The organism is Streptomyces sp. NPDC042100 (assembly GCF_055582325.1).
In genome coordinates, this window is sequence record NZ_JBVJDK010000001.1 from 483,170 (window position 1) to 504,104 (window position 20,935).

The following is a 20,935-nucleotide window of genomic DNA, read 5'->3' on the forward strand; positions in this document are numbered from 1 at the left end:
TCACCCGAGTGCACGCTTTAGGCTTGACACCGTACGTCGGGGGTTCGGACTTCGAACCCGGAGGAAGAGTCCCCGGCGGACGGCATCCCAGCAAAGATCACCTGGCGCCGTTGAGTAAGGCGTACAGAACCACTCCACAGGAGGACCCCAGTGGCGAAGGCGAAGTTCGAGCGGACTAAGCCGCACGTCAACATCGGCACCATCGGTCACATCGACCACGGTAAGACGACCCTCACGGCCGCCATTACCAAGGTGCTGCACGACGCGTACCCGGACCTGAACGAGGCCTCGGCCTTCGACCAGATCGACAAGGCTCCTGAGGAGCGCCAGCGCGGTATCACGATCTCGATCGCGCACGTCGAGTACCAGACCGAGTCGCGTCACTACGCGCACGTCGACTGCCCCGGTCACGCGGACTACATCAAGAACATGATCACGGGTGCCGCGCAGATGGACGGCGCCATCCTCGTGGTCGCCGCCACCGACGGCCCGATGCCGCAGACCAAGGAGCACGTGCTCCTGGCCCGCCAGGTCGGCGTTCCGTACATCGTCGTCGCCCTGAACAAGGCCGACATGGTGGACGACGAGGAGATCCTGGAGCTCGTCGAGCTCGAGGTCCGTGAGCTCCTCACCGAGTACGAGTTCCCGGGCGACGACCTGCCGGTCGTGCGCGTCTCGGCGCTCAAGGCGCTCGAGGGCGACAAGGAGTGGGGCGAGAAGCTTCTCGGCCTCATGCACGCCGTCGACGAGTCGATCCCGCAGCCCGAGCGTGACGTCGACAAGCCGTTCCTGATGCCGATCGAGGACGTCTTCACGATCACCGGTCGTGGCACCGTCGTCACCGGTCGTATCGAGCGTGGTGTCCTCAAGGTCAACGAGACCGTCGACATCATCGGCATCAAGACCGAGAAGACCACCACCACGGTCACCGGCATCGAGATGTTCCGCAAGCTGCTCGACGAGGGCCAGGCCGGTGAGAACGTCGGTCTGCTCCTCCGTGGCATCAAGCGCGAGGACGTCGAGCGCGGCCAGGTCATCATCAAGCCCGGTTCGGTCACGCCGCACACCGAGTTCGAGGCCCAGGCCTACATCCTGTCGAAGGACGAGGGTGGCCGTCACACCCCGTTCTTCAACAACTACCGCCCGCAGTTCTACTTCCGTACCACGGACGTGACCGGCGTCGTGACCCTCCCCGAGGGCACCGAGATGGTCATGCCGGGCGACAACACCGCCATGTCGGTCGCGCTGATCCAGCCGATCGCCATGGAGGAGGGCCTCAAGTTCGCCATCCGTGAGGGTGGCCGGACCGTCGGCGCCGGCCAGGTCGTCAAGATCACCAAGTAAGTTCTCACGAACTTCGGTGGTTTGACCTGGTAGCTCCGCGAGAGCTGCTTGGAAGGGCCCCGCACCGCTTCGGCGGCGCGGGGCCCTTCTGCGTACCCACCCCGATGGCAGCCGCAAACATGACGTCCCGTAATATGCGCCCGGTCAGCCGTGTCACGGCACATACAGGGGTGGAGACGACTTGAGTTCGGGACGTGGAGTGCGTCGCAAACACAGCAAACTGGTACGTCGTACGGCGGTGACCGCGGCCCTCGCCGCGGCCTCCGTCCTGGGCTTCCAGGCCGCCGCGAACGGTGCGGTGAACGGCGAGACGGGCCCGGCGGCCAACCCGCCCAGCGTCTACAGCGCCCAGGGCGACGAGACCGGCACGGTCAAGAGCGCGGTCCAGAAGCTGCTGCTGACCGACAAGGGCCGCGGTGAGGCGGTCCTGTCCCAGCGCGACACCCAGCGCTTCGGCCTGCTCGGTGTGTCCTGGACGGACCCCGAGGCGAAGATCCAGGGCAAGATCCAGGCCCGCTCCCGCGACGCCGAGACCGGCGCGTGGACCGAGTGGATGGACCTGGAGCCGTACCCCGCGCTGCTCGACGGCAAGCGCGCCGGCGCCCGCGGCTCCACCGAGCCGATCTGGGTCGGTGCCTCCGACGGTGCCGAGGTCCGGGTCACCGACGGCGCCGCCACCGGCGCCCTGCCGGCCGGCCTGCGCCTCGACCTCGTCGACCCCGGCACCAGCACCACCGCCCAGCAGGGCGGCTTCCGCGCGCAGAACGCCGCCTTCCGCGCCGACGCGCCGCCGACCCCGGCCGGCCCGCCGTCCACGGCCCCGCTGCCGCCGATCGTCAGCCGCGCCGAGTGGGGCGCCGACGAGTCGCTGAACAACGAGGGCCCGATCTACCTGCCCAGCGGGAAGATCAAGGCCGCCTTCGTGCACCACACGACGGACGGGGAGTACGACTGCTCCCAGTCCGCCGCGCTGGTCCGGGCGATGCACGTCTACCACGTGAAGACCAACGGCTGGCGCGACCTCGGATACAACTTCCTGGTCGACAAGTGCGGCACGATCTTCGAGGGCCGCCAGGGCGGCGTGGACCAGCCGGTCCTCGGTGCCCACACCTACGGCTGGAACTCCGAGTCGACCAGCGTCTCGATCATGGGCGACTACACCAACAAGGCCGCCTCCGACGCCGCGCTCGCCTCGGCCGCCAAGGTCGTCGCGTACAAGCTCGGCCAGTACGGGGTGGACCCGGCCGGCAAGGCCACGCTGACCGCCGGTGCCACGCAGAAGAACTTCTTCGGCACCCAGTTCACGGTCGGCCAGACCTACCAGTTCGACGCCGTCTCCGGACACCGCAACGGCTTCAACACCGAGTGCCCCGGCACCATGCTGTACCCGCAGCTGCCGCAGATCCGTACCTACGCCAAGAGCAACGACTCGCAGCTGAAGATCGACTCGCTCGGCGGCACGGCGGCCTGGAACGGCAGCGGTTACGAGACCTCCGGTCCCGCGACCGTGAACTGGTCCACCGCCACGGCGAACGCCCTGATCGCCAAGTTCGAGGTCCTCGTCGACGGCACCCCCGTCGCCGAGGCGGCGGCGGCCGACCGCAGCGCGGCCGTCTCCGTGACCGGCCCCGAGGTCCACAAGGTCGCCGTCCGCACCACGTACAAGACCGGCAGCACCACCGTCTCCGGCACGGTCGACGTGACCGCCGCCGGCGCCAAGACCTTCCGGCCCCTCGCGCCCACCCGCCTGATGGACACCCGCTCCGGCCTCGGCGTCCCGAAGGCCAAGGTCGGTCCGGGCGGCGAGGTCGTCCTCCAGGTCGCCGGCCAGGGCGGCATCCCCGCCACCGGCGTCGGCGCCGTCGTCCTGAACGTCACGGCGACCGCCCCGACCGCGGGCAGCTTCGTCTCCGTGTACCCGAACGGGGCGGCCCGCTCCAGCGCGTCGAACCTGAACTTCGGCGCCGGCCAGACGATCCCGAACCTCGTGGTCGTCCCGGTCGTCAACGGCAAGGTGAACTTCTACAACAAGTCGGGCTCGGTCGACCTGCTCGCCGACGTCACCGGCTACTACGCGAAGGACACCAGCGGCTCCACCCACGTCAACCTGGGCCCGCTGCGCCTGATGGACACCCGCTCCGGCCTCGGCCTCGACCAGGCCGCCAAGGTCGGCGCCAACGGCACCGTGGACCTCCAGGTCACCGGCGTGCAGGGCGTCCCGGCCGACAAGGTCACCGCCGTGGTCCTCAACGTGACCGCGACCAACGCCACTTCGGCCAGCTTCGTCTCCGTGTACCCGCACGGCACGACCCGCTCCAGCGCCTCGAACCTGAACTTCAGCGCCGGCCAGACCATCCCCAACCTGGTGATCGTCCCGGTCGTCGACGGCAAGGTCAGCTTCTACAACAAGTCGGGCTCGGTCGACCTGCTCGCCGACATCACCGGCTACTTCACGTCCGAGACCACCGGTGCCTCGCACGTCAACCTGGGCCCGCTGCGCCTCATGGACACCCGCTCCGGCCTCGGCGTCCCGAAGGCGAAGGTCGGCCCGAACAGCTTCGTCACGCTCGACGTGGCGGGCGTGCAGGGCGTCCCCGCCACCGGCGTCACCGCCGTCGTCCTCAACGTGACGGCCACCGGCCCGACCGCGAACAGCTTCGTCTCCGTCTACCCGGACGGCCAGGAGCGCTCCAGCGCGTCGAACCTGAACTTCACCGCCGGCCTGACCATCCCCAACCTGGTGGTCGTGCCCGTCGTCAACGGCAAGGTGAACTTCTACAACAAGTCCGGCTCGGTCGACCTGCTCGCCGACATCACGGGTTACTTCACCAAGTGACCTGAGCGCGGACGCGTCGAGGGCCCGCCTCCCTTCGGGGAGGCGGGCCCTCGGCCTTTCCGGGTCTCAGGGGCCCGCTACGGGCGCCAGAGCCACGGCCGCGCGTCCGCCCCCAGGCCCACCGCCGCCCCCGCGTGCGGCACCGGGTCGCCGACCGGCGCCGGGCCCTCCGTACGGGTGTGGAGCCGCCCCGCGCGGGACAGCTGGACCCGGTGGTGCTCGTCCCGGCCCAGCAGCAGCGGGCCGCCGGGACCGGGGGCGGCGGACAGCAGGCCGTAGCCGTCGAAGTCCGGGACCGGACCTGAGCTCGCGCGCAGCGCCGCCTCGGCCGGGCGCCGGTAGAACACCCGGACGCCCTCGGGCCCCTCGGCCGGGACCGCCGCGACCGGGTCCCCCGCGCGGGGGAGCGCGGCGGCCGGCTTCCCGTCGGTCCAGTGCTGTACGGCGTCCCGGCCGGCGGCCAGCAGGTGCACCCGGCCCCCCGCGTCCGTGAGCGCCGTCAGGCCGTCCTGAAGCTCCCCCTGCGCCGGGAGCGCTCTCCACGGGCCCCAGGTGCCGTCGGCGGCCCGTACGCGGGTGGCGACGCCCTTGTCGGCGTCCCGTACGAAGAGGTGGACGCGCCCGTCGGGCCCGGTCACGGCCGCCGGGGCCCCGATCCGGCGTCCCCGGTCGTCGCCGCGCTCCGGATTGCCCAGCCCCCGCCAGGCCAGGAACGGCCCGCCGGGGGAGCGCTGCTCCAGGACCACGAGCTCGCGCCGGTTCGGCCCGCCGCGCCCGGCGAGCGCGGCGAAGCGCACCGCGAACAGCAGCAGCCGCCCGTCCGGCAGCACCGCGCGGGCCAGCGCGGGCGCCAGCGGGCCGCCGCCCAGGTCCTCGGGCTCGCCGAAGCGCCCGGAGCCCGGGGCGGTCTCCCGCCAGCGGACCGCGCGCAGCCCCAGCACCCCGTAGGCGGCGAGCCGCCCGTCGGGCCCGGGCGCGACGGCCGGTCCGGGCGCGGGCCAGCGGTAGTGGGTGGCGCGCACCCAGCCCTTGCGGTTGGTGAGCGGGCGGTCGCCGCCGACGCCGTAGTCGCCGCAGCCGGAGGGGTTGCCGCACTCCCAGGACGGGTCGCCGCCGTACGGGACGAGGTGGGCGGCCTTCTCGGCCAGGACCCGGGGCGGGAGGTTCTTGGGCCAGTGGCGGTTGTAGTAGCCCCGGAAGGAGACCGTGGCGAACGCGGGCACGGGCTCCCCGGCGGCCGTGGCGCGGGCGACCCGGCGCAGCAGCGCGGCCCAGGTGAAGGAGGCGACGGCGGTGTGGTCGCCGTGGTCGGAGTAGCCGGGCTGCTCGCTGTCCCGCCCTCGGGTCGCCGCGTCGCTGTGCTGGAGGTCCGGGTCGGGGTCCAGGGTGTGCACGACGGTCGGCCGGTAGGCGGCCAGCAGCCCGGCGAGGACCTCGATCAGCCCGTCGTGGTCGTAGCCGTCGGAGCGGGCGACGGGGGAGTCCGCGGACAGGTGGGTGCGCAGTTCGAGGGCGCGGTCCTCCCAGAGGGCGGGCAGCGCCATGTACCGGCGGGGGGTGTGCATGGGCAGGTTGAGGAAGACCAGCTCGACCCTGCGCCCGCCGTGCGCGAGCGTGTCCACCTCGGCCCGGCGCCCGCCCGCGAGCTCGGTGGTCCGGCGCTCCCAGGGCGTGAACCGGTCCGCGCCGAGCGCCTCCGCGTACGCCTGGCGCAGCCCCTGGTGGCGCGCGGAGGAGTAGGCGGCCCGGTCGGGCTGCCGAGGGGGCATCCCCTTGATCCAGTTCCGGCCCGTGTGCTCGCCCGCCGTGACGTACACGGAGACGAGCGGGACCCCGGCGTCGAGCAGCCGCTGGGAGTCGGGGTTCATGAAGTACAGGTCGTCGTCCGGGTGCGCGGCGAACTGCATCAGCAGCGCCCGCCCCGCCGCGTGCGCGACCGGCCGTCCGGGCGCCGGGTCGGCGCTCTGCTCGGCCCTCGGCGGGCTGGGTACGGAACACCCGGCGGCCGTCGCCGCGCCCACCGCGACCGCTCCGGCGAGCACCCCGCGCCGCGTCACTCTTCTGCTGTCCACCGGTCGTACGTCCCCTGTGCCGTCGTGTCCCTGCCGGTCCCCGTGCGCCTGACTAGACGGCGATTCGGGGCTCCGGGTTCGACGGTGGCCGGCCGAGGGCGGGTCACGAACTGATCAAAAGGCGCTGACCATTCTGTTTCTCCCGGCGGGCGGCGTGAGACCGTCCGGTTCGCAGTATGCGGCACGGCGTCACCGGGGTGGGAAGCATGAGTGAGAAGCGGTCGGTCTCCGACGAGGAATGGGCCTCGTTCGTCGAGGGAGCCCGCGAGCAGGGGCTGGGCACGGAGGAGCAGGACCGGCTGCCGCGGAAGGCCCGCCCGCCGAAGCGGCCGAAGGGGCCGAAGGGGCCGAAGCGGCCCAAGGCCCAGGAGCCCCCGGGCTGGCGCACCGGGCCCGCCTGGCAGGAGATGAACGGCACCGCGCACCGCCGGCGCCGGGTGCGGGCCGCCCTCGGCGTCACCCTGGTCGCCGCGCTGGCGCTGGTCGCCGTACGGCCCCAGCTCGTCACCGGGTACCTCCCGGAGGGGGTGGCCTCCGCCCTGCCGTCGAGCTGGAGCGACCGGCCCGGGCACACCACCCCGCTGGCCGCCGAGACGGCCCGGCCGGCCGCGCCGCCGGAGCCGGTGGACCCGGACCGGCCGACGCTGAGGGAGCCCTTCAAGGGCTCCCCGGCGGTGCGCTGGGCCGACGGGGCGGCGGGGATCGTGCCGCCGCCGGCGAAGGCGGTGGGCTGGATGTCGCGGGAGCGGGTCGCCGAGGCCCTCACGCGCGCGAAGACCTTCCTGGTGGCGGCCAACCTGGACCCGGCGGTGGTCGCGGGCGGCAAGCGCCCGGACGCCGCGATCGCGCTGCTCGACCCGTACCAGGACGACGTCCGGGGGCGGGTCGACCGGATGCTCGCCAAGCCCTCGGAGCGGGACAACCCGGTGCTGCTCTTCAGCCGCTTCGACCCGGCGGAGGTGCGGCTGGCCGGGGACGTGGTCAAGACGCGTGGCCGGATGACCGTGACGGCGGGGAAGGACCGGCACGAGGTGCTGGTGCACGCGGACTACACCTTCGTGTACCCGGTGCTCAAGACCCGGCCCGGCTTCGACGAGGTGGCCAGGACCGTGGTGCGGCGCCAGATGACCTTCGCGCTGTACGACCCGGCGAGGATCCGCGCGACCCCGGAGCGGCTCTTCGTGCTGCGCTGGGACGAGAGCGCGGCCAACGACGACTGCACCCGCCGGGCGACCGGCTTCCTGCGCCCGAAGTTCACCGAGGACCACGCCGCCGGGGGCGCGCGGCCGACCGGGCCGGCCCTCGACCCGTACGACCGGAGCAAGGACCTGGACGAGGAGCCGGACACCTGCCACCAGGCCACTCGTACCTGAGCCCCCGCGCGGGGCGCGGCCCGCCGGTCGTGCCCCTGCGTGTACCGCGACGTGACGTGGGGTACAGTCTTCGACCCCGATTGGCGGCGGGATGCCCGCGTATGGCAGACTGTCGGGGTTGCTCGGTTGAGTACCGATGCTGCGCGCCTCCCGCCGGGAGGACCGGAAGCGAGTCCCACAGTACTCGTCGCCCCTGTTCAGGAGCGGACGTACGGGAATCTTCCGGGAAGTGTCAGCGGGGTGCCGGCCAGGCGCCCGGGTGGTGTTCCGTCCCCGGCTTCGCGGGTTTTTGGGCCCGCACCCCCTTGGTTGGGAATTCCTTAGGGAATTCTTCGTAGAGGGAGTGCGACACGCCCGACCGCGTGGGTCGGAGAGGGAGTCGGTAGAACCCCCGGGTTCCAGAGCGTTTCTAGACAAAGGACTACTGAGTAGCCATGGCGGGACAGAAGATCCGCATCCGGCTCAAGGCCTACGACCACGAGGTCATCGACTCCTCGGCGAAGAAGATCGTCGAGACGGTGACCCGCACTGGTGCGTCGGTCGCGGGCCCGGTGCCGCTGCCCACTGAGAAGAACGTGTACTGCGTCATCAAGTCGCCGCACAAGTACAAGGACTCGCGCGAGCACTTCGAGATGCGCACGCACAAGCGCCTCATCGACATCCTCGACCCCACGCCGAAGACGGTTGACTCGCTCATGCGTCTCGACCTGCCGGCGGGCGTCGACATCGAGATCAAGCTCTGAGGGCGCGCAGATGGCTAAGAACATCAAGGGCATCCTGGGCGAGAAGCTCGGCATGACGCAGGTCTGGGACGAGAACAACCGGGTCGTCCCGGTGACCGTCGTCAAGGCCAGCCCGAATGTCGTGACCCAGGTCCGCACGAACGACAACGACGGCTACGAGTCGGTCCAGATCGCCTTCGGCGAGATCGACCCGCGCAAGGTGAACAAGCCCCTCAAGGGCCACTTCGCCAAGGCCGACGTCACCCCGCGCCGCCACCTGGTGGAGCTCCGCACCGCTGACGCCTCCGAGTACACGCTCGGCCAGGAGATCACCGCCGAGGTCTTCGAGGCCGGCGTGAAGGTCGACGTCACCGGTAAGAGCAAGGGCAAGGGCTTCGCCGGTGTCATGAAGCGCCACAACTTCCGTGGTGGCAAGGCTTCTCACGGTGCCCACCGCGTGCACCGCAAGCCCGGTTCGATCGGTGGCTGCGCCACCCCGGGCCGCGTCTTCAAGGGCATGCGCATGGCCGGCCGTATGGGCAACGAGCGCGTGACCACCCAGAACCTGACCGTCCACGCCGTTGACGCGGAGAAGGGTCTGCTCCTGATCAAGGGTGCGGTTCCTGGTCCGAACGGCGGCCTCGTCCTGGTCCGCACCGCGGCCAAGGGGGCCTGAGGATATGAGCACCATTGACATTCTGTCGCCCGCGGGCGACAAGACCGGGACCGTCGAGCTCCCGGCCGAGATCTTCGAGGCCAAGGTCAGCATCCCGCTGATCCACCAGGTCGTCGTCGCGCAGCTGGCCGCCGCCCGTCAGGGCACGCACAAGGTCAAGTCGCGTGGCGAGGTCCGTGGTGGTGGCAAGAAGCCCTACCGCCAGAAGGGCACCGGCCGCGCCCGTCAGGGTTCGACCCGCGCCCCGCAGTTCGCCGGTGGTGGCGTCGTGCACGGTCCCGTGCCGCGTGACTACTCCCAGCGGACCCCGAAGAAGATGAAGGCCGCCGCCCTCCGCGGTGCCCTCACCGACCGGGCGAACCACTCCCGCATCCACGTCGTCTCCGGCGTGGTCGAGGGTGGCATCTCCACCAAGGCCGCCAAGACGCTGTTCGGCAAGATCTCGGAGCGCAAGAACCTGCTCCTGGTCGTCGAGCGCTCCGACGAGGCCGCGTGGCTGTCCGCCCGCAACCTGCCCCAGGTGCACATCCTGGAGCCGGGCCAGCTGAACACGTACGACGTGATGCGATCCGACGACGTGGTCTTCACCCAGGCCGCCCTCGAGTCCTTCGTGTCTGGCCCCCAGGCCACCACGACCGAAGGGAGCGAGGCCTGATGTCCGAGGCCACGATCACCAGCAAGACCTTCACGGACCCGCGCGACATCCTCGTCAAGCCGGTCGTCTCCGAGAAGAGCTACGCGCTGCTGGACGAGAACAAGTACACGTTCATCGTCGCGCCCGGCGCCAACAAGACCCAGATCAAGCAGGCCGTCGAGGCGGTCTTCTCGGTCAAGGTCACCGGGGTCAACACGATCAACCGTCAGGGCAAGCGCAAGCGCACCCGCACCGGTTTCGGCAAGCGCGCCAACACCAAGCGCGCCATCGTGACCCTTGCCGAGGGCAACCGCATCGACATCTTCGGCGGCCCGACCGCCTGACGGCGGTCGGAGACGTCCAGAAGTCGGATATCTTCCGAGGACTGAGAAATGGGAATCCGCAAGTACAAGCCGACTACGCCGGGCCGTCGTGGCTCCTCCGTAGCCGACTTCGTCGAGATCACGCGGTCCACGCCGGAGAAGTCGCTGGTCCGTCCCCTGCACAGCAAGGGCGGCCGTAACAACACCGGTCGGATCACGGTTCGACACCAGGGTGGCGGCCACAAGCGCGCCTACCGTGTGATCGACTTCCGTCGTCACGACAAGGACGGCGTGCCGGCCAAGGTCGCTCACATCGAGTACGACCCCAACCGCACCGCGCGCATCGCGCTGCTGCACTACGCGGACGGCGAGAAGCGCTACATCATCGCCCCCAAGGGCCTGACGCAGGGTGACCGCGTCGAGAACGGCCCGGGTGCGGACATCAAGCCCGGCAACAACCTGGCCCTCCGCAACATCCCGGTCGGTACCACGATCCACGCGATCGAGCTCCGCCCCGGTGGCGGCGCCAAGTTCGCGCGTTCCGCTGGTGCCTCCGTGCAGCTGCTGGCGAAGGAGGGCACGATGGCCCACCTTCGTATGCCGTCCGGTGAGATCCGTCTCGTCGACGCCCGCTGCCGCGCCACCATCGGCGAGGTCGGCAACGCCGAGCAGTCGAACATCAACTGGGGCAAGGCCGGCCGTAAGCGCTGGCTTGGCGTTCGCCCGTCCGTCCGCGGTGTGGCGATGAACCCGGTCGACCACCCGCACGGTGGTGGTGAGGGCAAGACCTCCGGTGGTCGCCACCCGGTCTCCCCGTGGGGTCAGAAGGAGGGTCGTACTCGCTCGCCGAAGAAGGCTTCGAGCAAGTACATCGTCCGCCGCCGCAAGACGAACAAGAAGCGCTAGGAGCGGGTTTAGATGCCGCGCAGTCTCAAGAAGGGACCCTTCGTCGACGGCCACCTCGTCAAGAAGGTGGACGCCCAGAACGAAGCCGGTACCAAGAACGTCATCAAGACCTGGTCCCGTCGCTCGATGATCATCCCGGCCATGCTCGGCCACACGATCGCGGTGCACAACGGCAAGACCCACATTCCGGTGTTTGTCACCGAGTCGATGGTCGGCCACAAGCTCGGCGAGTTCTCGCCGACGCGCACCTTCCGGGGTCACGTGAAGGACGACCGGAAGTCGAAGCGCCGCTAGTAGCGGGGTGGAATGACCATGACAGACACTGGAAGGACAACCATGGAAGCCAGGGCCCAGGCGCGGTACATCCGCGTCACGCCCATGAAGGCCCGCCGCGTGGTGGACCTTATCCGTGGCATGGACGCCACGGAGGCTCAGGCGGTCCTGCGTTTCGCCCCGCAGGCCGCGAGCGTGCCGGTTGGCAAGGTGCTGGACAGCGCCATCGCCAACGCCGCGCACAACTACGACCACACTGACGCCTCTTCGCTGGTCATCAGCGAGGCGTACGTGGATGAGGGCCCGACCCTGAAGCGGTTCCGTCCGCGTGCTCAGGGCCGTGCCTACCGGATCCGTAAGCGGACCAGCCACATCACCGTGGTCGTCAGCAGCAAGGAAGGAACCCGGTAATGGGCCAGAAGGTTAACCCGCACGGGTTCCGGCTCGGCATCACCACGGACTTCAAGTCCCGGTGGTACGCCGACAAGCTGTACAAGGACTACGTCAAGGAAGACGTCGCCATCCGTCGGATGCTGACGTCCGGCATGGAGCGCGCCGGCATCTCGAAGGTTGAGATCGAGCGCACCCGTGACCGCGTCCGCGTGGACATCCACACCGCTCGCCCGGGCATTGTCATCGGTCGCCGTGGCGCCGAGGCCGACAACATCCGCGGCAAGCTGGAGAAGCTGACCGGCAAGCAGGTCCAGCTGAACATCCTCGAGGTCAAGAACCCCGAGATGGACGCTCAGCTCGTGGCCCAGGCCGTCGCCGAGCAGCTCTCCTCCCGCGTCTCCTTCCGTCGCGCCATGCGTAAGAGCATGCAGGGCACGATGAAGGCCGGCGCCAAGGGCATCAAGATCCAGTGCGGCGGCCGTCTCGGCGGCGCCGAGATGTCCCGCTCGGAGTTCTACCGCGAGGGCCGCGTGCCCCTGCACACGCTCCGCGCGAACGTCGACTACGGCTTCTTCGAGGCCAAGACGACCTTCGGCCGCATCGGCGTGAAGGTCTGGATCTACAAGGGCGACGTCAAGAACATCGCCGAGGTCCGCGCCGAGAACGCTGCTGCCCGCGCCGGCAACCGCCCGTCCCGTGGCGGCGCTGACCGTCCGGCCGGCCGCGGTGGCCGTGGTGGCGAGCGTGGCGGTCGCGGTCGCAAGCCGCAGCAGGCTCAGGCTGCCGAGGCCCCCAAGGCCGAGGCTCCCGCCGCCGCTCCGGCTGCTGAGAGCACCGGAACGGAGGCCTGACCGACATGCTGATCCCCCGTAGGGTCAAGCACCGCAAGCAGCACCACCCCAAGCGCTCGGGCATGAGCAAGGGTGGCACGCAGGTTGCGTTCGGCGAGTACGGCATTCAGGCCCTCACGCCGGCGTACGTGACCAACCGTCAGATCGAGGCCGCGCGTATCGCGATGACCCGCCACATCAAGCGTGGCGGCAAGGTCTGGATCAACATCTACCCGGACCGCCCGCTCACGAAGAAGCCGGCCGAGACCCGCATGGGTTCCGGTAAGGGTTCTCCCGAGTGGTGGATCGCGAACGTCAAGCCCGGTCGGGTGATGTTCGAGCTGTCCTACCCGAACGAGAAGATCGCGCGTGAGGCTCTGACTCGTGCGGCTCACAAGCTGCCGATGAAGTGCAAGATCGTTAAGCGCGAGGCAGGTGAGCTGTGATGTCGGCCGGTACCAAGGCGTCCGAGCTGCGCGAGCTGGGCAACGAGGAGCTTGTCGCCAAGCTCCGCGAGGCCAAGGAAGAGCTGTTCAACCTCCGCTTCCAGGCGGCGACGGGCCAGCTCGAGAACCACGGTCGGCTCAAGTCCGTCCGTAAGGACATCGCCCGGATCTACACCCTGATGCGCGAGCGCGAGCTGGGCATCGAGACGGTGGAGAACGTCTGATGAGCGAGAACAACGTGACTGAGACTGCATCGAACGGCGGCTCCGCCGCGGGCGAGCGCAACGCTCGCAAGGTCCGCGAGGGCCTCGTCGTCAGCGACAAGATGGACAAGACCGTCGTCGTCGCTGTCGAGGACCGCGTCAAGCACGCGCTGTACGGCAAGGTCATCCGCCGTACGAACAAGCTCAAGGCTCACGACGAGCAGAACGCTGCGGGCGTCGGCGACCGCGTCCTCCTCATGGAGACGCGCAAGCTGTCCGCCTCGAAGCACTGGCGCGTCATCGAGATCCTCGAGAAGGCCAAGTAAGTACCTGAGGATTCCCTCAGGTTCGTTCCGCCAGGCTCTGCCGGGGGCCGAGTGATCGGCCCCCGGTGGGGAACCGGCAGACAAATCAGGAGATAAGACGTGATCCAGCAGGAGTCGCGACTGCGTGTCGCCGACAACACTGGTGCCAAGGAGATCCTTTGCATCCGTGTTCTCGGTGGCTCGGGTCGCCGCTACGCGGGCATCGGTGACGTCATCGTCGCCACCGTCAAGGACGCGATCCCCGGTGGCAACGTGAAGAAGGGTGACGTCGTCAAGGCGGTCATCGTTCGCACCGTCAAGGAGCGCCGCCGCCAGGACGGCTCGTACATCCGCTTCGACGAGAACGCCGCCGTCATTCTGAAGAACGACGGCGACCCTCGCGGCACCCGTATCTTCGGCCCGGTGGGCCGTGAGCTGCGCGAGAAGAAGTTCATGAAGATCATCTCGCTCGCGCCGGAGGTGCTGTAAGCATGAAGATCAAGAAGGGCGACCTGGTCCAGGTCATCACCGGTAAGGACAAGGGCAAGCAGGGCAAGGTCATCACGGCCTTCCCCGCCGAGAACCGCGTCCTGGTCGAGGGTGTCAACCGGGTCAAGAAGCACACCAAGGCCGGCCCGTCGCAGGCCGGCGGCATCGTGACGACCGAGGCTCCGGTCCACGTCTCCAACGTCCAGCTGGTCGTGGAGAAGGACGGCAAGAAGGTCGTCACGCGTGTCGGTTACCGCTTCGACGACGAGGGCAACAAGATCCGCGTTGCCAAGCGGACGGGTGAGGACATCTGATGGCTACCACCACTCCGCGTCTCAAGACGAAGTACCGCGAGGAGATCGCGGGCAAGCTGCGTGACGAGTTCGCTTACGAGAACGTCATGCAGATCCCCGGCCTCGTGAAGATCGTGGTCAACATGGGTGTCGGCGACGCCGCCCGTGACTCGAAGCTGATCGACGGTGCGATCCGCGACCTCACCACGATCACCGGTCAGAAGCCGGCCGTCACCAAGGCCCGCAAGTCCATCGCGCAGTTCAAGCTGCGTGAGGGTCAGCCGATCGGTGCCCACGTCACGCTCCGTGGCGACCGCATGTGGGAGTTCCTGGACCGCACCCTGTCGCTCGCGCTGCCGCGCATCCGCGACTTCCGCGGCCTGTCCCCCAAGCAGTTCGACGGCCGTGGCAACTACACCTTCGGTCTCACGGAGCAGGTCATGTTCCACGAGATCGACCAGGACAAGATCGACCGTACCCGGGGTATGGACATCACCGTGGTGACCACGGCGACCAACGACGACGAGGGCCGCGCGCTTCTCCGTCACCTCGGCTTCCCGTTCAAGGAGGCGTAAGCGAGATGGCGAAGAAGGCTCTCATCGCGAAGGCTGCCCGCAAGCCCAAGTTCGGCGTGCGGGGTTACACCCGCTGCCAGCGCTGCGGTCGTCCCCACTCCGTGTACCGCAAGTTCGGCCTGTGCCGCGTGTGCCTTCGTGAGATGGCTCACCGTGGCGAGCTGCCGGGCGTGACCAAGAGCTCCTGGTAATTCCCCTTCGCCCTTTGGGCGTTGGTGAATGACCGGAGTCTCTCGGTAAGCACTGGGTTGGCGGAGGCCCACCCCCGCATGGCTTAGGCTAGTGGGGTTGGGCGTCCGTCGCCCGTACGACTTACTACGCCGTAGGTCCACCGCACCGCACCCGCCCCGTCTCGGATCGGGGAGAGGGATGGTGCACCAGGAAACCCCGGCGAGAGAGGCCGAAGGCCAATTCATGACCATGACTGATCCGATCGCAGACATGCTCACGCGTCTGCGTAACGCGAACTCGGCATACCACGACACCGTGACGATGCCGCACAGCAAGATCAAGTCTCACATCGCGGAAATCCTCCAGCAGGAGGGCTTCATCACGGGCTGGAAGGTCGAGGACGCCGAGGTCGGCAAGAACCTCGTCCTCGAGCTCAAGTTCGGTCCGAACCGTGAGCGCTCCATCGCGGGCATCAAGCGGATCTCGAAGCCCGGCCTCCGGGTTTACGCGAAGTCCACCAACCTGCCGAAGGTCCTCGGCGGCCTGGGCGTGGCGATCATCTCCACGTCCCACGGTCTCCTGACCGGCCAGCAGGCAGGCAAGAAGGGCGTAGGTGGGGAAGTCCTCGCCTACGTCTGGTAGTCGGGAACGGAGGAAAAGCTATGTCTCGTATTGGCAAGCTCCCCATCACGGTTCCCGCCGGCGTGGACGTCACCATCGAGGGCCGTACGGTCACGGTGAAGGGTTCCAAGGGCACCCTCACCCACACCGTCGCCTCCCCGATCGAGATCGTTAAGGGCGAGGACGGCGTTCTCAACGTCACCCGTCCGAACGACGAGCGTCAGAACAAGGCCCTCCACGGCCTGTCCCGCACGCTGGTGGCCAACATGATCACCGGTGTGACCCAGGGATACATCAAGGCGCTCGAGATCAGCGGTGTCGGTTACCGCGTGGCCGCGAAGGGCTCCGCTCTGGAGTTCCAGCTCGGCTACAGCCACCCGATCCTGGTCGAGGCGCCCGAGGGCATCTCGTTCAAGGTCGAGTCCCCGACCAAGTTCGCTGTCGAGGGCATCGACAAGCAGAAGGTCGGCGAGGTCGCCGCCAACATCCGCAAGCTGCGTAAGCCCGACCCGTACAAGGCCAAGGGTGTCAAGTACGCGGGCGAGGTCATCCGCCGCAAGGTCGGAAAGGCTGGTAAGTAAGCCATGGCATACGGTGTCAAGATCGCCAAGGGCGACGCTTACAAGCGCGCTGCCAAGGCGCGCCGTCACCTGCGCATCCGCAAGCACGTGTCGGGTACGGCGGAGCGTCCGCGCCTCGTCGTGACGCGTTCCAACCGCGGCATCACCGCTCAGGTCATCGACGACCTCAAGGGTCACACCCTGGCGTCGGCGTCGAACCTGGACGCGTCGATCCGCGGTGGCGAGGGTGACAAGTCCGCGCAGGCCAAGCAGGTCGGTGCCCTGGTCGCTGAGCGCGCCAAGGCCGCCGGTGTCGAGGCCGTCGTGTTCGACCGTGGTGGCAACAGGTACGCCGGGCGCATTGCCGCTCTGGCTGACGCCGCCCGCGAAGCCGGGCTGAAGTTCTAAGCCCCGGTTCCGGGACTAACGGACGTAACAGAGAGAGGTAATCCAATGGCTGGACCCCAGCGCCGCGGAAGCGGTGCCGGTGGCGGCGAGCGGCGGGACCGGAAGGGCCGCGACGGTGGCGCTGCCGCCGAGAAGACCGCGTACGTTGAGCGCGTTGTCGCGATCAACCGCGTCGCCAAGGTTGTCAAGGGTGGTCGCCGCTTCAGCTTCACCGCGCTGGTCGTGGTGGGCGACGGTGACGGCACGGTAGGTGTCGGTTACGGCAAGGCCAAGGAAGTTCCCGCGGCCATCGCCAAGGGTGTCGAGGAAGCCAAGAAGAACTTCTTCAAGGTTCCGCGCATCCAGGGCACCATCCCTCACCCGATCCAGGGCGAGAAGGCCGCGGGCGTCGTCCTGCTCAAGCCGGCTTCCCCCGGTACCGGTGTGATCGCCGGTGGCCCGGTGCGCGCCGTTCTCGAGTGCGCCGGCGTTCACGACATCCTGTCGAAGTCGCTCGGCTCCGACAACGCGATCAACATCGTGCACGCGACCGTGGAGGCCCTCAAGGGTCTGCAGCGTCCCGAGGAGATCGCGGCTCGCCGTGGTCTGCCGCTCGAGGACGTCGCCCCCGCGGCCCTGCTTCGTGCGCGTGCGGGAGCGGGTGCGTAATGGCTCGCCTCAAGATCACGCAGACGAAGTCGTACATCGGCAGCAAGCAGAACCACCGCGACACCCTTCGTTCGCTCGGGCTCAAGCGCCTGAACGACGTGGTCGTCAAGGAGGACCGCCCCGAGTTCCGCGGCATGGTGCACACCGTCCGCCACCTCGTGACGGTTGAGGAGGTCGACTGATCATGGCGGAGAACAACCCGCTCAAGATCCACAACCTCCGTCCCGCCCCGGGCGCCAAGACCGCCAAGACCCGTGTGGGTCGTGGTGAGGCGTCGAAGGGTAAGACGGCCGGTCGTGGTACCAAGGGCACCAAGGCCCGTTACCAGGTTCCGGAGCGCTTCGAGGGTGGGCAGATGCCCCTCCACATGCGCCTCCCGAAGCTCAAGGGCTTCAAGAACCCGTTCCGCACCGAGTACCAGGTCGTGAACCTGGACAAGCTGGCCGCGCTCTACCCGCAGGGTGGCGAGGTCACGGTGGCCGATCTGGTCGCCAAGGGTGCGGTTCGCAAGAACCAGCTCGTCAAGGTGCTCGGCACCGGCGAGATCTCCGTGGCGCTGCAGGTGACGGTCGACGCCGTCTCCGGCTCCGCCAAGGAGAAGATCGCCGCCGCCGGCGGCACCGTCACCGAGCTCGTCTGAGACGACTCGATGGCCTGAACATCCGACCGGGGATGCCTCTCAAAAGGGGCATCCCCGGTTGGTCGTTCCTAGGGGGCCATAGTCGCCGGTAAGGTGGCGTCCACTGTCCTTAGAGTGCGTGCGGTATGCCCGCAGGTTCTCCGGACGGCTTCATATTCGTCGAACCTCAAGACCGTCACCTCTGACGCACGTGCGCGGGGGTCGCAGGAGGCACCGTGCTCACCGCGTTCGCCCGGGCGTTCAAGACGCCCGACCTGCGCAAGAAGCTGCTCTTCACGCTGGGCATCATCGTGCTGTACCGCCTCGGGGCCCACATCCCCGTGCCGGGCGTCAGCTACGAGGCCGTGCAGCAGTGTGTGGACCAGGCCAGCCAGGGCAACAACAGCCTGTTCGGCCTCGTCAACATGTTCAGTGGCGGGGCGCTGCTGCAGATCACCATCTTCGCGCTCGGCATCATGCCGTACATCACGGCGAGCATCATCCTGCAGCTGCTGACCGTCGTCATCCCGCGCCTGGAAGCCCTGAAGAAGGAGGGGCAGTCGGGCACCGCCAAGATCACGCAGTACACGCGTTATCTGACGGTCGCCCTCGCCGTCCTCCAGGGCACCGGCCTCGTCGCCACGGCCCGGACCGGTGCGCTCTTCAGCGGCTGCACCGTCGCCAACCAGGTCGTCCCGGACCAGTCGATCTTCACCACCGCCACCATGGTCATCACGATGACCGCCGGTACCTGTGTGGTCATGTGGCTCGGTGAGCTCATCACCGACCGCGGCATCGGCAACGGCATGTCCATCCTGATGTTCATCTCGATCGCCGCCGGCTTCCCCGGTGCCCTGTGGGCCATCAAGGAGAGCGGCAACCTGGCGGGGGGCTGGATCGAGTTCGGCACCGTCATCCTGATCGGTTTCGTGATGGTGGCCCTCGTCGTCTTCGTCGAGCAGGCCCAGCGCCGCATCCCGGTGCAGTACGCGAAGCGCATGATCGGCCGCAGGTCCTACGGCGGTACGTCCACGTACATCCCGCTCAAGGTGAACCAGGCGGGTGTGATTCCCGTCATCTTCGCGTCGTCGCTGCTCTACATCCCGGCACTGGTCGCGCAGTTCTCGAACTCGACCGCCGGGTGGAAGACCTGGATCGAAGCCCACTTCGTCAAGGGTGACCACCCCTACTACATCGCCGCGTACTTCCTCCTGATCGTGTTCTTCGCCTTCTTCTACGTGGCGATCTCGTTCAACCCCGAGGAAGTCGCCGACAACATGAAGAAGTATGGTGGCTTCATCCCGGGTATCCGGGCCGGTCGTCCTACTGCCGAGTACCTGAGCTACGTGCTCAACCGGATCACTTGGCCGGGCTCGCTGTATCTGGGTCTGATCGCTCTTGTGCCGACGATGGCGTTGGCAGGCTTCGGCGGCGCCAATGCCAACTTCCCGTTCGGCGGGACGAGCATCCTCATCATCGTGGGTGTGGGTCTTGAGACCGTGAAGCAGATCGAGAGCCAGCTCCAGCAGCGCAATTACGAAGGGTTCCTCCGCTGATGCGAATCGTCCTCGTCGGACCGCCCGGGGCCGGCAAGGGAACGCAGGCCGCGTTCCTTGCCAAGAACCTGGACATCCCGCACATCTCCACGGGTGACCTGTTCCGTGCGAACATCTCGCAGGGCACGCCGCTGGGGGTCGAGGCGCAGTCGTACATGAAGGCCGGGCAGCTCGTGCCGGACTCCGTGACGATCGGGATGGCCAAGGACCGCATGGAGCAGGCGGACGCCGCCAACGGTTTCCTGCTCGACGGTTTCCCGCGCAACGTGGCCCAGGCCGAGGCCCTGGACGAGATCCTCAAGGCGGGTCACGTCCAGCTCGACGCGGTCCTGGACCTGGAGGTCCCCGAGGACGAGGTCGTCAAGCGGATCGCGGGTCGCCGCATCTGCCGCAACGACTCCTCGCACGTGTTCCACGTGACGTACAACGCGCCGAAGGCCGAGGGCGTCTGCGACGCCTGCGGCGGCGAGCTCTACCAGCGCGAGGACGACACGGAGGAGACCGTCCGCAAGCGCCTGTCGGTCTACCACACGGAGACCGAGCCGATCATCGACTTCTACCGGGCGCAGAACCTGGTCGTGACGATCTCGGCGCTGGGCAAGGTGGACGACGTCACCGCCCGCGCGATGGACGCGCTGAAGAAGTAACCCACGCTCGGTCCGATACGGCCGCGATGCCCGCAGGGGCGCCGCGGCCGTATCGTTGTTCTGTCCCCCCGTAACCGCGCAGTACCCGCAAGGAAGGCCCCCGTCACGATGGTGCAGATCAAGACCCCCGAGCAGATCGCGAAGATGCGCGAGGCGGGGCTGGTCGTCGCGGCCATCCACGCGGCCACGCGCGAGGCGGCGGTGCCGGGCGCGACGACGCGGGACCTGGACGAGGTCGCCCGCAAGGTGATCGCCGACCACGGCGCGAAGTCGAACTTCCTGGGGTACGGGGGCTTCCCCGCGACGATCTGCACCTCGGTGAACGAGGTCGTCGTGCACGGCATCCCGGACGAGAAGACGGTCCTGAAGGACGGCGACATCATCTCGATCGACGCCGGCGCGATCGTCGACGGCTGGCACGGGGACGCGGCGTACACCGCCTTCGTGGGCACCGGGCACGCGCCCGAGCTGGTCGAGCTCTCCCGGGTGACCGAGGAGTCGATGTGGGCCGGCATCGCGGCCATGAAGCCGGGCGGCCGGCTGGTCGACATCTCGAAGGCGATCGAGACGTACATCAAGCGCCAGCCGCGTCCTGCCGTGGGCGACCACAGCCTGGGCCGCTACGGGATCATCGAGGACTACGGCGGCCACGGCATCGGCACCGAGATGCACATGGACCCGCACCTGCTGAACTACGTCTCCCGCAAGCGCGGCAAGGGCCCGAAGCTGGTGCCCGGCCTGTGCCTGGCGATCGAGCCGATGGTCTCCCTCGGCACCCCGCACACCGAGGTCCTCTCGGACGACTGGACGGTCATCACGACCGACGGCACCTGGTCCTCCCACTGGGAGCACTCGGTCGCCCTCACCGAGGCGGGCCCGCTGGTCCTGACGGCGATCGACGGAGGCAAGGCGAAGCTGGCGGAGCTGGGTGTGGTGGCGGCGCCGGATCCGCTGGCGTAATGATCTTCCACGTGGGGCAGACTTCCCGGATTCGTCTTTTGGATAGCCCTGA

The 20,935-nt window shown here is 68.5% G+C and carries 28 protein-coding genes; 27 read left to right on the forward strand and 1 reads right to left on the reverse strand.

Annotated features, from left to right (window positions below):
- Window positions 1–150 precede the first annotated feature (150 nt).
- Together tuf and ACZ6J5_RS02310 are read left to right on the forward strand one after the other, a co-directional pair.
- Window positions 151–1,344: an elongation factor Tu gene (gene tuf, locus ACZ6J5_RS02305; protein WP_389204800.1), complete on the forward strand. Its 1,194-nt coding sequence runs from the start codon at window positions 151–153 to the stop codon at window positions 1,342–1,344.
- A 238-nt stretch (window positions 1,345–1,582) separates the two neighbouring features.
- Complete coding sequence (locus tag ACZ6J5_RS02310) at window positions 1,583–4,180, forward strand: N-acetylmuramoyl-L-alanine amidase (RefSeq protein ID WP_469386762.1); 2,598 nt, start codon at window positions 1,583–1,585, stop codon at window positions 4,178–4,180.
- Between the two features lie 77 nt (window positions 4,181–4,257).
- Here ACZ6J5_RS02310 and ACZ6J5_RS02315 read toward each other — a convergent pair whose 3' ends face one another.
- On the reverse strand, window positions 4,258–6,252 hold the full coding sequence (locus ACZ6J5_RS02315; RefSeq protein WP_469386764.1) for a PIG-L family deacetylase: 1,995 nt from the start codon (window positions 6,250–6,252) through the stop codon (window positions 4,258–4,260).
- Between the two features lie 206 nt (window positions 6,253–6,458).
- Between ACZ6J5_RS02315 and ACZ6J5_RS02320 the strand changes: the two genes are divergently transcribed.
- The 25 genes from ACZ6J5_RS02320 (at window position 6,459) to map (ending at window position 20,883) form a co-directional block, all read left to right on the forward strand.
- Window positions 6,459–7,625, forward strand: a complete 1,167-nt coding sequence (locus ACZ6J5_RS02320; protein WP_469386766.1) for a hypothetical protein — start codon at window positions 6,459–6,461, stop codon at window positions 7,623–7,625.
- A 434-nt stretch (window positions 7,626–8,059) separates the two neighbouring features.
- Window positions 8,060–8,368, forward strand: coding sequence for a 30S ribosomal protein S10 (gene rpsJ, locus ACZ6J5_RS02325; RefSeq protein WP_003948644.1), 309 nt, complete (start codon window positions 8,060–8,062; stop codon window positions 8,366–8,368).
- Window positions 8,369–8,378: 10 nt separating this feature from the next.
- Entirely contained in the window at window positions 8,379–9,023 is a 645-nt protein-coding gene (gene rplC, locus ACZ6J5_RS02330; RefSeq protein WP_469386768.1) for a 50S ribosomal protein L3, read from the forward strand.
- A gap of 4 nt (window positions 9,024–9,027) precedes the next feature.
- Window positions 9,028–9,678, forward strand: coding sequence for a 50S ribosomal protein L4 (gene rplD / locus ACZ6J5_RS02335; RefSeq protein ID WP_469386770.1), 651 nt, complete (start codon window positions 9,028–9,030; stop codon window positions 9,676–9,678).
- Complete coding sequence (gene rplW, locus ACZ6J5_RS02340; RefSeq protein WP_352188385.1) at window positions 9,678–10,001, forward strand: 50S ribosomal protein L23; 324 nt, start codon at window positions 9,678–9,680, stop codon at window positions 9,999–10,001. Before rplD ends, rplW begins: the two co-directional genes overlap by 1 nt.
- A gap of 48 nt (window positions 10,002–10,049) precedes the next feature.
- Window positions 10,050–10,886: a 50S ribosomal protein L2 gene (gene rplB, locus ACZ6J5_RS02345; protein ID WP_469386772.1), complete on the forward strand. Its 837-nt coding sequence runs from the start codon at window positions 10,050–10,052 to the stop codon at window positions 10,884–10,886.
- A 12-nt stretch (window positions 10,887–10,898) separates the two neighbouring features.
- A complete protein-coding gene (gene rpsS / locus ACZ6J5_RS02350; RefSeq protein ID WP_015035577.1) occupies window positions 10,899–11,180 on the forward strand; it encodes a 30S ribosomal protein S19 in 282 nt (93 codons plus the stop codon).
- A 42-nt stretch (window positions 11,181–11,222) separates the two neighbouring features.
- Window positions 11,223–11,570, forward strand: coding sequence for a 50S ribosomal protein L22 (gene rplV / locus ACZ6J5_RS02355; protein ID WP_004571827.1), 348 nt, complete (start codon window positions 11,223–11,225; stop codon window positions 11,568–11,570).
- Window positions 11,570–12,403 carry a 30S ribosomal protein S3 gene (gene rpsC / locus ACZ6J5_RS02360; protein ID WP_469386774.1) on the forward strand — a complete coding sequence of 278 codons (834 nt, stop codon included), beginning with the start codon at window positions 11,570–11,572 and terminating at the stop codon, window positions 12,401–12,403. Before rplV ends, rpsC begins: the two co-directional genes overlap by 1 nt.
- A 5-nt stretch (window positions 12,404–12,408) precedes the next feature.
- Entirely contained in the window at window positions 12,409–12,828 is a 420-nt protein-coding gene (gene rplP, locus ACZ6J5_RS02365; RefSeq protein ID WP_015035580.1) for a 50S ribosomal protein L16, read from the forward strand.
- Window positions 12,828–13,052 carry a 50S ribosomal protein L29 gene (gene rpmC / locus ACZ6J5_RS02370; RefSeq protein ID WP_046908248.1) on the forward strand — a complete coding sequence of 75 codons (225 nt, stop codon included), beginning with the start codon at window positions 12,828–12,830 and terminating at the stop codon, window positions 13,050–13,052. Before rplP ends, rpmC begins: the two co-directional genes overlap by 1 nt.
- Window positions 13,052–13,357, forward strand: coding sequence for a 30S ribosomal protein S17 (gene rpsQ / locus ACZ6J5_RS02375; RefSeq protein ID WP_469386777.1), 306 nt, complete (start codon window positions 13,052–13,054; stop codon window positions 13,355–13,357). Before rpmC ends, rpsQ begins: the two co-directional genes overlap by 1 nt.
- 99 nt (window positions 13,358–13,456) lie before the next feature.
- Window positions 13,457–13,825: a 50S ribosomal protein L14 gene (rplN, locus tag ACZ6J5_RS02380; protein ID WP_003956455.1), complete on the forward strand. Its 369-nt coding sequence runs from the start codon at window positions 13,457–13,459 to the stop codon at window positions 13,823–13,825.
- Between the two features lie 2 nt (window positions 13,826–13,827).
- A complete protein-coding gene (gene rplX, locus ACZ6J5_RS02385; RefSeq protein ID WP_041130777.1) occupies window positions 13,828–14,139 on the forward strand; it encodes a 50S ribosomal protein L24 in 312 nt (103 codons plus the stop codon).
- Window positions 14,136–14,693 (forward strand): 50S ribosomal protein L5, encoded by a 558-nt coding sequence (gene rplE / locus ACZ6J5_RS02390; RefSeq protein WP_469387418.1) that lies wholly within the window; start codon window positions 14,136–14,138, stop codon window positions 14,691–14,693. Before rplX ends, rplE begins: the two co-directional genes overlap by 4 nt.
- Before the next feature lie 5 nt (window positions 14,694–14,698).
- Window positions 14,699–14,884, forward strand: coding sequence for a type Z 30S ribosomal protein S14 (locus ACZ6J5_RS02395; protein WP_003948630.1), 186 nt, complete (start codon window positions 14,699–14,701; stop codon window positions 14,882–14,884).
- A gap of 223 nt (window positions 14,885–15,107) precedes the next feature.
- Entirely contained in the window at window positions 15,108–15,506 is a 399-nt protein-coding gene (rpsH, locus tag ACZ6J5_RS02400) for a 30S ribosomal protein S8 (protein ID WP_030209003.1), read from the forward strand.
- 20 nt (window positions 15,507–15,526) lie between these two features.
- Window positions 15,527–16,066 (forward strand): 50S ribosomal protein L6, encoded by a 540-nt coding sequence (gene rplF, locus ACZ6J5_RS02405; protein WP_469386778.1) that lies wholly within the window; start codon window positions 15,527–15,529, stop codon window positions 16,064–16,066.
- Window positions 16,067–16,069: 3 nt separating this feature from the next.
- Window positions 16,070–16,453 carry a 50S ribosomal protein L18 gene (gene rplR / locus ACZ6J5_RS02410; protein ID WP_046908252.1) on the forward strand — a complete coding sequence of 128 codons (384 nt, stop codon included), beginning with the start codon at window positions 16,070–16,072 and terminating at the stop codon, window positions 16,451–16,453.
- A 45-nt stretch (window positions 16,454–16,498) separates the two neighbouring features.
- Complete coding sequence (rpsE, locus tag ACZ6J5_RS02415) at window positions 16,499–17,101, forward strand: 30S ribosomal protein S5 (protein ID WP_015035588.1); 603 nt, start codon at window positions 16,499–16,501, stop codon at window positions 17,099–17,101.
- Entirely contained in the window at window positions 17,101–17,283 is a 183-nt protein-coding gene (rpmD, locus tag ACZ6J5_RS02420) for a 50S ribosomal protein L30 (RefSeq protein ID WP_005313525.1), read from the forward strand. Before rpsE ends, rpmD begins: the two co-directional genes overlap by 1 nt.
- Before the next feature lie 2 nt (window positions 17,284–17,285).
- Window positions 17,286–17,741 carry a 50S ribosomal protein L15 gene (rplO, locus tag ACZ6J5_RS02425; RefSeq protein ID WP_132912410.1) on the forward strand — a complete coding sequence of 152 codons (456 nt, stop codon included), beginning with the start codon at window positions 17,286–17,288 and terminating at the stop codon, window positions 17,739–17,741.
- Between the two features lie 215 nt (window positions 17,742–17,956).
- Window positions 17,957–19,276 (forward strand): preprotein translocase subunit SecY, encoded by a 1,320-nt coding sequence (gene secY, locus ACZ6J5_RS02430; protein WP_362468562.1) that lies wholly within the window; start codon window positions 17,957–17,959, stop codon window positions 19,274–19,276.
- A complete protein-coding gene (locus tag ACZ6J5_RS02435; RefSeq protein ID WP_469386781.1) occupies window positions 19,276–19,923 on the forward strand; it encodes an adenylate kinase in 648 nt (215 codons plus the stop codon). Before secY ends, ACZ6J5_RS02435 begins: the two co-directional genes overlap by 1 nt.
- A gap of 108 nt (window positions 19,924–20,031) precedes the next feature.
- Window positions 20,032–20,883, forward strand: a complete 852-nt coding sequence (gene map, locus ACZ6J5_RS02440) for a type I methionyl aminopeptidase (protein ID WP_469386783.1) — start codon at window positions 20,032–20,034, stop codon at window positions 20,881–20,883.
- The last annotated feature ends 52 nt before the right edge of the window (window positions 20,884–20,935 follow it).